The organism is Bradyrhizobium sp. ORS 86 (genome assembly GCF_045571475.1).
GTDB lineage: Bacteria > Pseudomonadota > Alphaproteobacteria > Rhizobiales > Xanthobacteraceae > Bradyrhizobium.
This window is the reverse complement of the sequence record NZ_CP120699.1, coordinates 2620875-2633423: the sequence shown is the minus strand read 5'-3', so window position 1 is coordinate 2633423 and position 12549 is coordinate 2620875. Positions and strand designations below refer to the sequence as shown.

The following is a 12549-nucleotide window of genomic DNA, read 5'->3' as shown; positions in this document are numbered from 1 at the left end:
CAGCAACGCATGAACGTCGAGCTTCCGCACAAGACCCTCAATCTGTCCTCCGCCGTCGCGGAAGGCGACATCCGCGTGCTGCTGATGGTGCTGGTGCACATGACCGGCGACGAGAAGTGGTTGGAGCCTCCCTACAAACCGAAGCGTGACGTCCGCCTGATCCCCGATCCCGATGCCGGAGTGCCGAGGGAGATCCAGGACCAGATCCGGGCGGCGGTGCTGAACCTGTTCGCCAAAGGCGCGCCGAAGCCCGTCATCACCGATCCCGGCGATGAGCTGATGCTGAAGATGATGCGCGCGACGCTCGGCGAAAATGTCGCGCCGGAATATGCGCCGCTGATGCGCGAAGAAATGGGCTTCATTCCCCGCGACGCACGCTGGCGCGAGCGCCCCACCGGCGAGACGTTGGCGCGGCAGCATGTGCTGATCGTCGGCGCCGGCGTCTGCGCGATCGCGCTCGGTGTTGCACTCGGACGGCTCGGCATCCCCTACACGATCGTCGAGAAGGAAGACGAGATCGGCGGCACCTGGTACGTCAACCGCTATCCCGGCTGTGGGGTCGATACGCCGAACCATTCCTATTCCTTTTCGTTCAGCGCGCGCAATCCGTGGACGCGGTACTTTGCGCAGCGCCAGGAGCTGCTGGACTACCTGCTCAAGGTCGTGCGCGAATACGACATCCGCAGAAACGTCCGCCTCAACACCGAGCTCGTGTCCGCGCGCTGGGATGAAGGCAAACGGCGCTGGATCTCGACCCTGAAGACCCAGAACGGCGAAGAGACTTTCGAGTCGACCGCGCTGGTCAGCGCGATCGGCCAGCTCAACGATCCCTCGCCGGCGCGGTTCAAAGGTGACGACGATTTTAGGGGCTTGAAGGTTCATTCGTCGTTGTGGTCCGACGACGTCGAGCTCGACGGCAAGCATGTCGCTGTCATCGGCACCGGCGCGACCGCGATGCAGCTCGTGCCATCGATTGCCGACCGTGTCGCCTCGGTCACCGTCTATCAGCGCACCGCGCAATGGGCCCGCCCGGTGCAGGGCTATTCCGATCCGATCACCGACGGCGCGCAGTGGCTGCTCGCGCATCTGCCATTTTATGTGCAGTGGTACCGGTTCAACATGTTCTGGCGCTACGGCGACGGCCTGCTGCCGTTCCTGCGCAAGGATCCGGCCTGGCCACATCCGGACCGCGCCGTCAACAAGGGCAATGATCGGCATCGACAGGAACTGACCGATTTCATCCTGTCGGAGTTGAAGGATCGTCCCGACCTGATCGAGAAATGCGTGCCGACCTATCCGCCCTACGGCAAGCGCATCCTGCTCGACAACAACTGGTTCAAGACGCTGACCAAGCCGAATGTCGAGCTCGTTACCGACACGATCGACCGCTTCGCACCTGAAGGCATCGTCACGGCCGATGGCAAGCTGCGGCGGCACGACGTCATCGTGATCTCGACCGGCTTCAAGGTCTCCGAGATGGCAGCGCGCCTGAACATCACCGGACGCGGCGGCAAGAACCTCAAGCAGGTCTGGCGCGACGACAATCCGACTGCCTATCTCGGCCTCACGGTGCCTAGTTTCCCCAATCTCTTCTTGATGCTCGGCCCCAATTCGGGGCCTGCGCATGGCGGCAGCGTGATCTTCCAGTCCGAATGCCAGAGCCGCTATATCTCCGCCTGTCTGGTCGAGATGATCGAGAACGACATGGCAGCGATCGACGTGCATCCTGACGCGCACGATCAATATGTGCGCGAGGTCGATGCCGAACATGAGCAGTTGATCTGGACACATCCGGGCATGACGACCTACTACCGCAACAGCCAGGGACGGGTGTTCTCGGCGATGCCATGGCGGTTCGTCGACTATTGGAAAATGACTCACGACCCGGATTTCACCCGGTACCGCCAGACCAAAGCCTGACAGGACGTCTGACCTGAATCGCGCTCTCCTTAACTTGACAGGCTGCGATATCTGCCGCAGCATTCGCGCTGCACCTGTTGAGGTGCCGGGAGCGACTGCTCCCCACCGTCGCAGGAAATGACGGCGGATCATGTGGTTTGCCGGCACGCAGTAGAAGCGGACAGATGTCCGTCGGATCACCCTTGGAGAGGAGCATGACGCCACCGGCGAAAGCCAGCGACCTTGCTCAGCGGCAAGGTCTCGGCGCACGTTGAAGCTATCAGCAGCTGCTAGCCACGTCGCGCCGCCGACAATCTGAACATATCCGCTGGACATGAGCGCAAAGGCCAAGCGCTTAGGGTCCCGAAAAGCTACTGGTGTGTACCAGACATCCTTCGCTAAAACGAAGTGGCAGGGCCCCGCGATGCTTGAATGCACCGGGGCCCGTTCGTTTGCGCTCTCCTGTGCCTCGCATTGCGTCGTTGCTTGTGATCGGGAACAATCGTCCGGAGCACGTGAGGATCGACGATGAAAAAGCCGCGGGTGCGCATCTACACCGACTACAAGAGCCCGTATGCCTACGTCGCCAACAAGCGACTGTTCGAGCTTGAGGACAAATACGGCGTCGAATTGGAATGGCTGCCCTACACTTTGCGCATTCCCGAATTCATGGGTACGGTCGAGGAGCGCACGCCGCATTTCTGGCGCAAGGTGCGCTATTCCTACATGGATGCCCGGCGCTTCGCCAACGCGCAGGGGCTCGTCATGAAGGGCCCGCGCCGAATCTACGACGCGTTCTATTCCAGCGCCGGAATGCTGTTCGCGCAGCGCCACGAACTGTTTCGGCCCTACCACGACACGGTGTTCCGCCGGTTCTGGAATCATGAGCTGGAGATCGACGACCTCGCCGAGATTGCCGGCGTGATCTCCGCGATCGGCGGCCCGGCCGGCGACTTCGAGGACTATGTCCACGGGCCCGCCCGCACCGAGCACGACCGCATCATCGACGAGGCCGAAGCGCTTGGCGTGTTCGGCGTTCCGACCATGGTGTTCAACGGCGAGCTGTTCTGGGGCGGCGACCGCATCGACATGCTGATCGAACGGATCAAACATCCGGAGACGGTCGCGATCGCGCTCGGAAGCCGGCACCGCGCATTCGGATTTTGCCGGCCTTAGCCCGCTTTGCTGTGCAAGCTCGATCGCGCGGACCCGTCGTTCCGGAACTGAGGCCGAGCGGTTCGTCTTCGACGTATCAGTTAACTTGTCCACGATGTCATCATCCGCGAATGCGGATGATCCAGTATTCCAGAGGCCGCATGGTCTACGCTCGTGGACCGACGCACAGCGCACGCACGCCCATCGACCTGGCAGAGCAGATATTCAAGCCACGCGCGTCTCTGGCGCCGGCGAGGCCCGCTCGATAAAACCCTTGGCGAGTGCGTGGTAGACGCCCTCCTTGCAGATCAGGCGCGAACTGGCGTGAGCGATCAATGCAGCGGCCATCAGCGGCACGACCATGGCGTGGTTGTCGGTCATTTCAGTCACGATCACGAAGGCCGTGATGGGGGCCTGAACCACGCCTGCGAAATAAGAAACCATGCCAAGCAGCATGATGGCGGCCAGCGGCGCGCCCTGAAACAGCGACGCGACATTGGAGCCGATCCCTGCGCCCACCGCGAGCGAGGGAGAGAAGATGCCGCCCGGCATGCCGCTGATCGAGGAAAACGTGGTCGCCAGGAACTTCAATGCGCTGAAGCTCGACGACAACTGCGCTCCGCTCTCAAGGGCGGCTTTGACCTGCTGATATCCGGTGCCGTAGACCGCGCCGTCGGATGCGAGACCGCAGATCGCAGCCGCCAGTCCGCAGATCGCGGCAAAGCCGACCGGGTAGCGCTTGATCGCCCTCCCCACCGGATTGGAGAACCCTTGCGCCATCATGATCAGGATGCGGCTGAACAGACCACCCGCGAGACCTCCAGCCACCCCGCAGACGGGGATCGCCAGCCAGTCTATGCCGTTGCGCAGGCCCATCGCGCTGGTGCCGAAATAGGTGTAGTTGCCCATCAGGGCGAGCGAGGTGAGACCGGCGGCGATCACCGCCGCGATAATCAGGCTGCTGGTTCTGGTCTCGAATGCGCGGCTCATTTCCTCGATGCCGAAGACGATGCCGGCCAGCGGAGTATTAAAGGCCGCCGCCACGCCGGCAGCGGCACCGGCGAGAATCAAGCCGGGCTGCCGCCGCGGCGAGAAGCGGCCGATCGCGAACATGATCGAGGCGCCGATCTGAACCGTCGGCCCCTCGCGCCCCACCGATGCGCCACAGAGCAGGCCCAGCAAGGTCAGGATGATCTTGCCGGCCGCAATCCGCAGCGAGACCAGACTATCGCGCGCGGTCTGATCCGTCAGATGGCGCGCGGCGATGGCCTGTGGAATTCCGCTGCCCTGGGCGTTTCGAAACAGGCGGGTGGTGAGAAACACCGACAGCGCAAATCCAGCCGGCGTCACCACGAGCGAGGCATAGCGAAACTGCGACACCAACGCGGAGAAGGCGAGCTGCGCCGCATCGGCGAGCTGTGCGAGCGCGACCGCGGCCGCCCCCACCGCAACGCCTCCCAGCAAGAAAATGGCCCGCCGTTGCCAACGCGTGGAGATGATTTTGAACAGCCGCTTGTGGCGGTTGGAGAGGAACGTCATGCTGGCGGTAGTCTCGCTGGTTTTGCGGCCGGCGCCGGGGATTGCTTGCGCTGCATTGTTAGCGTGTCGCGCAGGACCCGTCGATGGGCTTCCGGCTTGTGAATCTGCGAGGGTCAGGACCTCGGCACATCCGGCCCGCGGCGCCACGGTAGAGCATGATCCGGAAAAGTGTGAAGCGGTTTTCCGAGAAGATCATGCTCAAACAAGGAGCTAAAGCGCGATGACGATTCACCTCAAGCTCAGCGCGCTTTAGCGAGCCAGCGGGTCCGGACGGAGCTGGAATTGCACCACAAGCGGGCTCGACCGCGTCGCCTCGGTTGCCCCCGGCGCTCCCGGATGCGTCGCATCGATCCCCTCGATATGGAAGGGCGTGCGGTTGCCGGAGGTCACCCAGAGCGCGCGGCCTTTCCAGCCCGCGGTGGCATCGTCGATCCGCCCGTCGATCTGCTTGGCAAAAAAGCCCATCGGATAGGGCACCCGCAATTCGACGATGTGACCATTCACCAGCGCGTGCAAGGAATCGGACTGGTTGCCGGTGGCGATCGGCGTGTTCGCGCCGAGTCCGAGGATGTCGTGCTGATCGACCCACAAGTAGTACGGGTTTTCGGCCGCGCCGGTGTCGCCCTGCAGCGGCGGTCCCGGTAACGGGTAGAAGCTCCAGCCCTCCGGACATTTGTCGCCGCTCGCAGCGCCGGGACCGTTGAGCGGTCCCTTGCATTTGCGCCGATCGAAGCTGCCGATATGGCCGCTGTCGAGCGGCACCCACACGACGCCGTTGCGATCGACGTCCATGCCGCGAATGCCGTAACCGGGCAGTGGCACCTTGTAGACCTCGGCAAGCGTAGTTTCGGGCGGATTGGCTCCGGGATCGACGCGGATGATATAGCCCGGATGCGGCAGGCTGGAGCCCCAGACCGCGCCATCGAGCGGGCTCACGGAAATGCCGTAGAGCCCGAGCGGAATGCGAGTGTCCCTGCTGGGATCGACCGGCTGGCCGGGCTCGTTGTAGCCCTCGTCGCGCCTGCCGTTGCCGTTGGTGTCGACCACGAGCGCGCTCCAGCCCTGTGACGCGGCGGCATCGCCGGACGCCCAGAATTTGTTCGTGTTCACCCAGCCGACCACGGCGTTCTTGCCCTGCGTGTTGTTGCTGAACCAGAGCGTGTTGGCGTCGTCCTCGGCGAAGTTCAGATGCTGGGTGCCGAAGCAGGTGTCGATGAACGTGAACTTGCCGTTGCGGGGATCATACACCGTCACCTGCCGCGAGTTCTGACTGAATCCTTCGAGCTTGGTCGTCAGCGGATAGAGCTGTGCGGAGCGGAGCAGCGAATCCTTGCCGCAATAGCTGGGGACCTCGGTCGGCGGGCGCATCTGTGCCGTGAAATAGACGCGCCCTTCCCGATCCATCGTCGGTGAATGGGCGTTGACCTGGCTGTCCCACACCTGCTCGCGCCCGAAATAGGGCGAGGACGCGAATACCGGATTCGCCAGTGCCGAACTCGGCGTGTTCGCCGGATCGCGGACCGGCATGGGGACGACACGCTTGAGATTGGCCAGCGGATCGAGCACCGGCATCGTGTTGCTGGAAAGCTCGGTCGCACCATAAAGCGGTCCATTGGCGTTCACGGTCGGCTGGCGCTTGTCAGTCGCCAAGAGATCATGGAGATAATGTTTCGGATCGAGCCAGTCGCGCACCGTGACGACGAGATTGCGCTCGATGCCGACCGGGCGCGGCGGCGCGGTTTTCGGAAGCTCGCCCGCCTTGATGCGGTCGGTCCAGTCCGCAAGCGCAGCGAGGTGCCCGCCATCAGGCGCCAGCAATCGGCCCATGGTATGCACCATGGTGGTGCCGCCGGGTCCCGACTGCAGGCGGCGCGCCCATGCGGCAATTCCGGATTGAAAATGATCGAACGCCGGCGGCATCGTGCGCGTGGCATAATTTCCGATCTGATGACAATTGCCGCAGCCATTGGTCTTGATCACGTCGAGCCATTGATCGCGGGTCTTGAATTCGCTAGGAATGCCGTTGCCGTTCGGACCGGTGCCGGGAAATTTGTCGGAGCCGGGCGGCCGGAGCAGCGAGAACCAGTAGATCGCGGGATAGTACTGCGCCGCCGCGGCGCGATCCGGCGCAATCACCGCATCGAGGTTGAGATGCTGCCCTCTCTCGCCCGCAACTTTCGGCGAGTCGACCAGACCATAGCCGCGGACCCAAACCTGGTAGTGCGCCTCGGGCAGATCCGGAATGACGAAGCGGCCCACGTCATCGGTAACGACGATCTTGGCGAAGCGGGTCCCGAGATCGCTGGTCTCGGCAATCACCCAGACGCCGCCTTCCGGTCCCTTCGCGCTGTTGACGACGCCGCCGATGTCGTGGGCGCCGATCTCGACCGGAGCAGCCACTTGCGCCGGCGCCGGACACACGAACAATTGAATGATGGCGAAGGCTCCGAGCAACCTGATCGGCAGTCTCATGGGCACCTCTATTTCTGGGCCGCCAAATAGGCGATGAGATCGTCAATCTCTGCATCGGGAACGCCCGGGAACACGGACATCCGGTTGCCGGGAATCGTGATGCCGGGCGCAGTGACGAAAGATGCAATGGCGTCCGGACTCCAGGTCCAGATCGCCATGGTGATGAATTCCGGCGAATAGTCGTATCCGGACGCCGTGGCAGCCTTGCGCTCGGTGATTCCGAACAGATTGGGTCCAAAGCGATTTGGTTCACCCTTGCCGATCGTGTGGCAGAGCGCGCATTCGCGGCTGAAAATCGCGGCGCCCTTCACGGGATCGCCTGCCGCAAAGCAGACGCCGGCGCCGCATGAAATTGTCACCGCTGACAGGGCGAGGAGACGCGTGAGCGCAAACAACGCTTGGCGCACGGGCATGGCTCCCGTTGCTGATCGCGGCTACAACACGTTCCGCAAGGGTCCGTTCCTCGCCGAAGGCGCTCATCGAGGAACTACGCCGCGATAGACCAGTTGGATTGAACCCGCCACGGCTCGCGCCGATCAAGGCGCAGTGCGGCCCCCCGCCGTCAGCAGGGAGTTCAGGGATGAAGTCCGCCTTCGATCGACGAACGCTCGTTCATGCGGCATCGGGATTATTGATCGCGAGCGCCGCACGCACGCACGGCGCGCATGCGGCGGAGGCCGATAAGCCTGCCGACGTGACGCCACCGGAAGATTTGATGCGAGAGCATGGCGTGCTCAATCGCGTGCTGCTGGTTTACGAAGCGGGTTTGCAGAAGCTTGCCCGGGGCGAAGATTTCGACGTCGGCATGCTGTCTCGCGCGGCAACGATCGTGCATGAATTCATCGAAGACTATCACGAGCGCAACGAGGAGCGGCAGCTCTTTCCTCGATTTCGCAAAGCCGGGCAAATGGTCGAGCTGGTCAATGTGCTTTACCAGCAGCATCAGACCGGCCGCCGTCTCACCGACACGATTCTCGCGCTTGCGCCGGGAAGTCAGGCGCCGGGAGAAAGCCGCGGCCGCCTGATCACGAGCCTGCAGAGCTTCATTGCGATGTATCGTCCGCACGAGGCGCGTGAAGATACCGAGCTCTTCCCCAGGCTGCGAAGCATCGTTTCGCCCCATGAATTCGACGCCATGGCCGAGGATTTCGAGCGAGACGAGCGGCGCAAGTTCGGTGAGGACGGCTTCGAGCGCTACGTCGCACAGGTGGCGGCGCTCGAGCAGGCGCTCGGAATCCACGACCTCGCCCGAATGACTCCTACCTAGCGGCGCGCGTCCCCATTCTCCGCATGATATCGGCGCGCGCCTTCGCCGTCGTCGCGGAGCCGCCGCTCATGCAGCGGATGCCCTCAGTCACACAATATCAGCGCAGCATCCCAAAGAACTCGCGCGCTTCACGGACGAACAGCTCAGGCTGCTCGAACGCGGAGAAGTGCCCGCCCTTCGGCATCTCCTTCCAGTGCTGGATGTTGGTGTAGCTCGCTTCCATCCACTTGCGGACTGGCGTCACGATCTCCTTCGGAAACACCGCGACGCCGGTCGGCACCGTCACCTTGTGCACGGTTCGCTTGTTCGCGCCAAAGCTCTCCCAGTAAAGCCGCGCCGACGACGCCGCCGTCGCGGTGACCCAGTACAACATGACATTGTCGAGCAACTCGTCGCGGCTGAGGATGTTTTCGGGATGGCCGTCGCAATCCGTCCAGGCCCAGAACTTCTCCAGAATCCACGCAGCCTGCCCACTGGGTGAATCCGTCAGCGCGTAGCCCAGCGTCTGTGGCCGGGTGGATTGCTGCTTGGAATATCCGGAGTCCCAGTCGGCATAGTATTTGATGCCGTTGAGCGCGCGGGTTTCTTCCGGCGTCGGTTGTCCCTCGACATTGGGCCGGGTCGACATCGCCAGCGTGATGTGGATGCCGGCGCAATGCGCCGCGTCCTGTCCGCCGATCGCGGTCGTGACTGCCGAGCCCCAATCGCCGCCTTGCGCGAAATAATTGGCATAACCCAGCCGCTCCATCAGGACGGCCCACGCCTTGGCGATCAAGTCGACGCCCCACCCCGTCGTGGTCGGCTTGGCGGAGAAGCCGAAGCCCGGCAATGACGGGCACACCACATGGAAAGCGTCGGCTGCGTTGCCGCCATGCACTGTCGGGTCGGTCAAGGGCTCAATCACCTTGTGGAATTCGACCACCGATCCTGGCCAGCCGTGAGTGATAATCAGCGGCCTGGCATCCGGGTGTGGCGAGCGGACATGGATAAAGTGGATGTCGAGCCCGTCGATCTCGGTCGTGAACTGACTGAAGCGATTGAGCAGTGCCTCGCGCTGGCGCCAATCATAGTCGTCGGCCCAATAGCGGCAGACGTCCTTGATCCATTTGAGCGGCGCGCCCTGGCTCCAGTCGTCGACCAGCTCAGCCTCGGGCCAACGTGTCCGGCGCAGTCGGGTGCGGAGATCCTCCAGAACATCGTCACTGACGGCAATGCGGAACGGGCTGATGGCGGTGTTCATGGCGTCTCCCCGGGGCACAGACCTCGGGAGAAGATAGGGCCGGGTCGTCTGCCGATCAAACCGGCGCGCGGCGCTATGGGCCGAGGGCCGTTTCCAGCAGCACCTGTGCCTGCCTGGTAGCCTCGGCAAAGGCGGGTTGCTGCGGCGCGCGCTCTGCGAAGCAGTGCCTGAAGGCCTCGTCGCCCTGCTCGCGTAGCTTGCCGAGCTTGTCGTAGGCCTGCTTGTCGATCCGCTTCTGGCGGAATTTCTCCTCCGCCACCTCGGCCCTCCTGGTGTAGCCGGCGCGGATCGCGGTGCAGGCGGAAATGTGCACGGCCGGTTCGATGGTGCCGTAGGCGATATAGATCTTGCCGTTGGCCTGGGCGGCCACGAACACCTCGTCGGCCAGATCGGGGGGCTCGTCCTGGGTGCGGCCGGCCAAGAACGCGTAAGTCGATGTCGCTGCGGCCGGTTTGGTGATCGGCAGCTCGTTGAAATCGATCACCGCCGCATCCGTTGAAATCGCCTGCGTGTAGAGGCCTTCGAACTTCAAGGCCGCATCGATCTGCTGCGGCACATTCTTGGTGCCCTTATCCCACCAAGCCTTGTGCGCGTGCAGCCAGCGGGTGAACAGGGATTCCGTGGTGACGACGATATGGGCTTTCGGCTCGACGTAGCTGCCGTCGGCGGCCTGTCCGACCTTCGCGCCGCCTTTACCTGTCTCGGCATCGAAGCGCAGCCCGTCCAGCATGCCGAAGCCCTCGTCGCCTTTATATAGAGTGTCGAGATTGAGCTGCGCCGGCGCAAAGCCCGGGCGAGCGGGCTCGGACAGGATCACGGTGAGCTGGGACTTGAGGTCGTCCCTCGCCGCAGCTTCGGCCTTGTCGACGGCGTCGCCGGTCTGACCGGCGTCCATCTGCCTGGCGAACTTGACGACGGCGGCATCACGGGTGGCGATGTACCGATCTTCCGGCGACACGGCATTGGCGCGCGTCGGGACAAGGATCGGAGCGAGGCAAAGGGACAGCCGTATGAACAAATGCATGCCCTGTGGTCGCCCGCAGGGCATGCAAGGTTCAAAGGTCACGGGGGGTACTGGAGCTTCGGCCTGACGTTGAATCAGGACCGAAGCTCAAGATTCTTGCCTTGGCGCGCCTTCTACGCGCGGACCCGCGTTCACGTCACTTGACGCGCGTTCGCGGATCGTCCGGTGCCGATGGCGGCAGCCGCCGGCACGGGATGTCGTCAACCCGGCCGTCTCAAGCCGCCTTGGCCTTCGCCACGTGGGTGGCAATCGCGTCCATCAAAGGCGGCGACAGGCAGTCATAGGGCTCGAGCCCAAGCTCCTTCAGCCGCGACCTGATGCCGGCCATCTCGGTCGGCTTGACGCCCGACTCGATCACCGAGGACACGAATGCAGCAAATCCGGGCGCCGCCGAGCCGGATTCCTGGAACAGCTCAGGATGGATGAAATCGAGGCCGTAGAACGGATGGCCCTTGTTCTCGATCCGGCCGTACATGTGGGTGCCGCAACCCGTGCAGGCGTAGCGCTGGATCACCGCCGCGGTGTCGACGATCTTCAGCTTGTCGCCGTTCTCCAGCACGGTGACGTTCTCGCGCGGGACCACCGCGACCACCGAGAAGATCGCCCCATCCGGCTTCCAGCACTTGGTGCAACCGCAGGCATGATTGTGCGCGACATCGCCCTTGATCCCGATCTTGACCGGCTTGTCCTTGCATTTGCAGACAAGCGTCCCGCCGGCGAAGTTGCCCGAGCCTTGCTTGACGCCGTTGTCGACCGATGGGTGGATATGAACAGTCATTGGTCTATCCTCCTAGTGCTTGGTGTTTTGATTTCAGAATACGACGACCGAGCGGATCGATTTTCCCTCGTGCATCAGGTCGAACCCCTTGTTGATCTCATCGAGCTTCAGCACGTGGGTGATCATCGGGTCGATCTGAATCTTTCCGTTCATGTACCAGTCGACGACCTTCGGCACGTCGGTGCGTCCGCGGGCGCCGCCGAAGGCGGTGCCCTTCCAGACGCGGCCGGTGACGAGCTGGAACGGCCGGGTTGCGATCTCCTTGCCCGCTTCCGCCACGCCGATCACGACCGAGACGCCCCAACCGCGGTGACAGGCTTCGAGCGCCTGGCGCATCACATTGGTGTTGCCGGTACAGTCGAAGGTGTAGTCGGCGCCGCCATCGGTCAGCGTCACCAGATGCTGCACGATGTCACCGCTCACCTTGGTGGGATTGACGAAGTGCGTCATGCCGAACTGGCGGCCCCAGTTGTCCTTGGAGTCGTTGATGTCGACGCCGATGATCTTGTCCGCGCCGACCATCTTGGCGCCCTGGATCACGTTGAGGCCGATGCCGCCGAGCCCAAACACCACGACGTTGGAGCCCGGGGTCACCTTGGCTGTGTTGACCACCGCGCCGACGCCGGTGGTAACGCCGCAGCCGATGTAGCAGCTCTTGTCGAACGGTGCGTCCTCGCGGATCTTCGCCACCGCGATTTCGGGCAGCACGGTGAAGTTCGAGAAAGTCGAGCAACCCATGTAGTGGTAGATGGTCTGCCCCTTGTAGCTGAAGCGGGAGGTACCGTCGGGCATCACGCCCTTGCCCTGGGTGGCGCGGATCGCCGTGCAGAGGTTGGTCTTCTGGCTCAGGCAGCTTTTGCACTGACGGCATTCGGGCGTGTAGAGCGGGATCACATGATCGCCCGGCTTGACCGACGTCACCCCGGGGCCGACCTCGCGAACGATGCCGGCACCCTCGTGGCCGAGGATCGAGGGAAAGATGCCTTCGCTGTCGAATCCATCCAGCGTGTAGGCATCAGTGTGACAGATGCCCGTCGCCTTGATCTCGACGAGGACCTCGCCGGCCTTGGGTCCTTCCAGATCAAGCTCGACAATCTCGAGCGGCTTCTTTGCCTGGAATGCGACTGCGGCGCGCGTTTTCATCTTGGTCTCTCCAAAACACTCTTAGGGTTTGT

At 63.2% G+C, this 12549-nt stretch carries 10 protein-coding genes; 3 read left to right on the top strand and 7 right to left on the bottom strand.

The window, feature by feature from the left end; genetic code table 11:
- Positions 1 to 9: 9 nt before the first annotated feature.
- Positions 10 to 1920 carry an NAD(P)-binding domain-containing protein gene (locus tag P6U25_RS11800; protein ID WP_407151338.1) on the top strand — a complete coding sequence of 637 codons (1911 nt, stop codon included), beginning with the start codon at positions 10 to 12 and terminating at the stop codon, positions 1918 to 1920.
- 507 nt (positions 1921 to 2427) lie between these two features.
- Positions 2428 to 3075, top strand: coding sequence for a 2-hydroxychromene-2-carboxylate isomerase (locus P6U25_RS11795; protein WP_407151337.1), 648 nt, complete (start codon positions 2428 to 2430; stop codon positions 3073 to 3075).
- A 204-nt stretch (positions 3076 to 3279) separates the two neighbouring features.
- Here P6U25_RS11795 and P6U25_RS11790 read toward each other — a convergent pair whose 3' ends face one another.
- From P6U25_RS11790 to P6U25_RS11780, 3 genes are all read right to left on the bottom strand, one after another.
- Positions 3280 to 4593, bottom strand: coding sequence for a chloride channel protein (locus tag P6U25_RS11790; protein ID WP_407151336.1), 1314 nt, complete (start codon positions 4591 to 4593; stop codon positions 3280 to 3282).
- 249 nt (positions 4594 to 4842) lie between these two features.
- A complete protein-coding gene (locus P6U25_RS11785; protein ID WP_407151335.1) occupies positions 4843 to 7065 on the bottom strand; it encodes a carboxypeptidase regulatory-like domain-containing protein in 2223 nt (740 codons plus the stop codon).
- 8 nt (positions 7066 to 7073) lie between these two features.
- On the bottom strand, positions 7074 to 7472 hold the full coding sequence (locus tag P6U25_RS11780; RefSeq protein ID WP_407151334.1) for a c-type cytochrome: 399 nt from the start codon (positions 7470 to 7472) through the stop codon (positions 7074 to 7076).
- A 173-nt stretch (positions 7473 to 7645) separates the two neighbouring features.
- Here P6U25_RS11780 and P6U25_RS11775 point away from each other — a divergent pair, with 173 nt between their 5' ends.
- Positions 7646 to 8332 (top strand): hemerythrin domain-containing protein, encoded by a 687-nt coding sequence (locus P6U25_RS11775; RefSeq protein WP_407151333.1) that lies wholly within the window; start codon positions 7646 to 7648, stop codon positions 8330 to 8332.
- A gap of 97 nt (positions 8333 to 8429) precedes the next feature.
- On the opposite strand, the gene P6U25_RS11770 is transcribed toward P6U25_RS11775, so the two are convergent.
- From P6U25_RS11770 to P6U25_RS11755, 4 genes are all read right to left on the bottom strand, one after another.
- Positions 8430 to 9572 carry an epoxide hydrolase family protein gene (locus P6U25_RS11770; protein WP_407151332.1) on the bottom strand — a complete coding sequence of 381 codons (1143 nt, stop codon included), beginning with the start codon at positions 9570 to 9572 and terminating at the stop codon, positions 8430 to 8432.
- A gap of 73 nt (positions 9573 to 9645) precedes the next feature.
- Positions 9646 to 10596, bottom strand: coding sequence for a hypothetical protein (locus tag P6U25_RS11765; protein ID WP_407151331.1), 951 nt, complete (start codon positions 10594 to 10596; stop codon positions 9646 to 9648).
- A 214-nt stretch (positions 10597 to 10810) separates the two neighbouring features.
- On the bottom strand, positions 10811 to 11374 hold the full coding sequence (gene gfa / locus P6U25_RS11760) for an S-(hydroxymethyl)glutathione synthase (RefSeq protein WP_407151330.1): 564 nt from the start codon (positions 11372 to 11374) through the stop codon (positions 10811 to 10813).
- 33 nt (positions 11375 to 11407) lie between these two features.
- Positions 11408 to 12517, bottom strand: coding sequence for an S-(hydroxymethyl)glutathione dehydrogenase/class III alcohol dehydrogenase (locus P6U25_RS11755; RefSeq protein ID WP_407151329.1), 1110 nt, complete (start codon positions 12515 to 12517; stop codon positions 11408 to 11410).
- Positions 12518 to 12549: the final 32 nt, after the last annotated feature.

Bases quoted from the DNA above. Each gene is read 5' to 3' on its own strand.
- P6U25_RS11800 (WP_407151338.1), top strand. From the start codon at position 10: ATGAACGTCGAGCTTCCGCACAAGACCCTCAATCTGTCCTCCGCCGTC.
- P6U25_RS11795 (WP_407151337.1), top strand. From the start codon at position 2,428: ATGAAAAAGCCGCGGGTGCGCATCTACACCGACTACAAGAGCCCGTAT.
- P6U25_RS11790 (WP_407151336.1), bottom strand. From the start codon at position 4,593: ATGACGTTCCTCTCCAACCGCCACAAGCGGCTGTTCAAAATCATCTCC.
- P6U25_RS11785 (WP_407151335.1), bottom strand. From the start codon at position 7,065: ATGAGACTGCCGATCAGGTTGCTCGGAGCCTTCGCCATCATTCAATTG.
- P6U25_RS11775 (WP_407151333.1), top strand. From the start codon at position 7,646: ATGAAGTCCGCCTTCGATCGACGAACGCTCGTTCATGCGGCATCGGGA.
- P6U25_RS11770 (WP_407151332.1), bottom strand. From the start codon at position 9,572: ATGAACACCGCCATCAGCCCGTTCCGCATTGCCGTCAGTGACGATGTT.
- P6U25_RS11765 (WP_407151331.1), bottom strand. From the start codon at position 10,596: ATGCATTTGTTCATACGGCTGTCCCTTTGCCTCGCTCCGATCCTTGTC.
- gfa (WP_407151330.1), bottom strand. From the start codon at position 11,374: ATGACTGTTCATATCCACCCATCGGTCGACAACGGCGTCAAGCAAGGC.
- P6U25_RS11755 (WP_407151329.1), bottom strand. From the start codon at position 12,517: ATGAAAACGCGCGCCGCAGTCGCATTCCAGGCAAAGAAGCCGCTCGAG.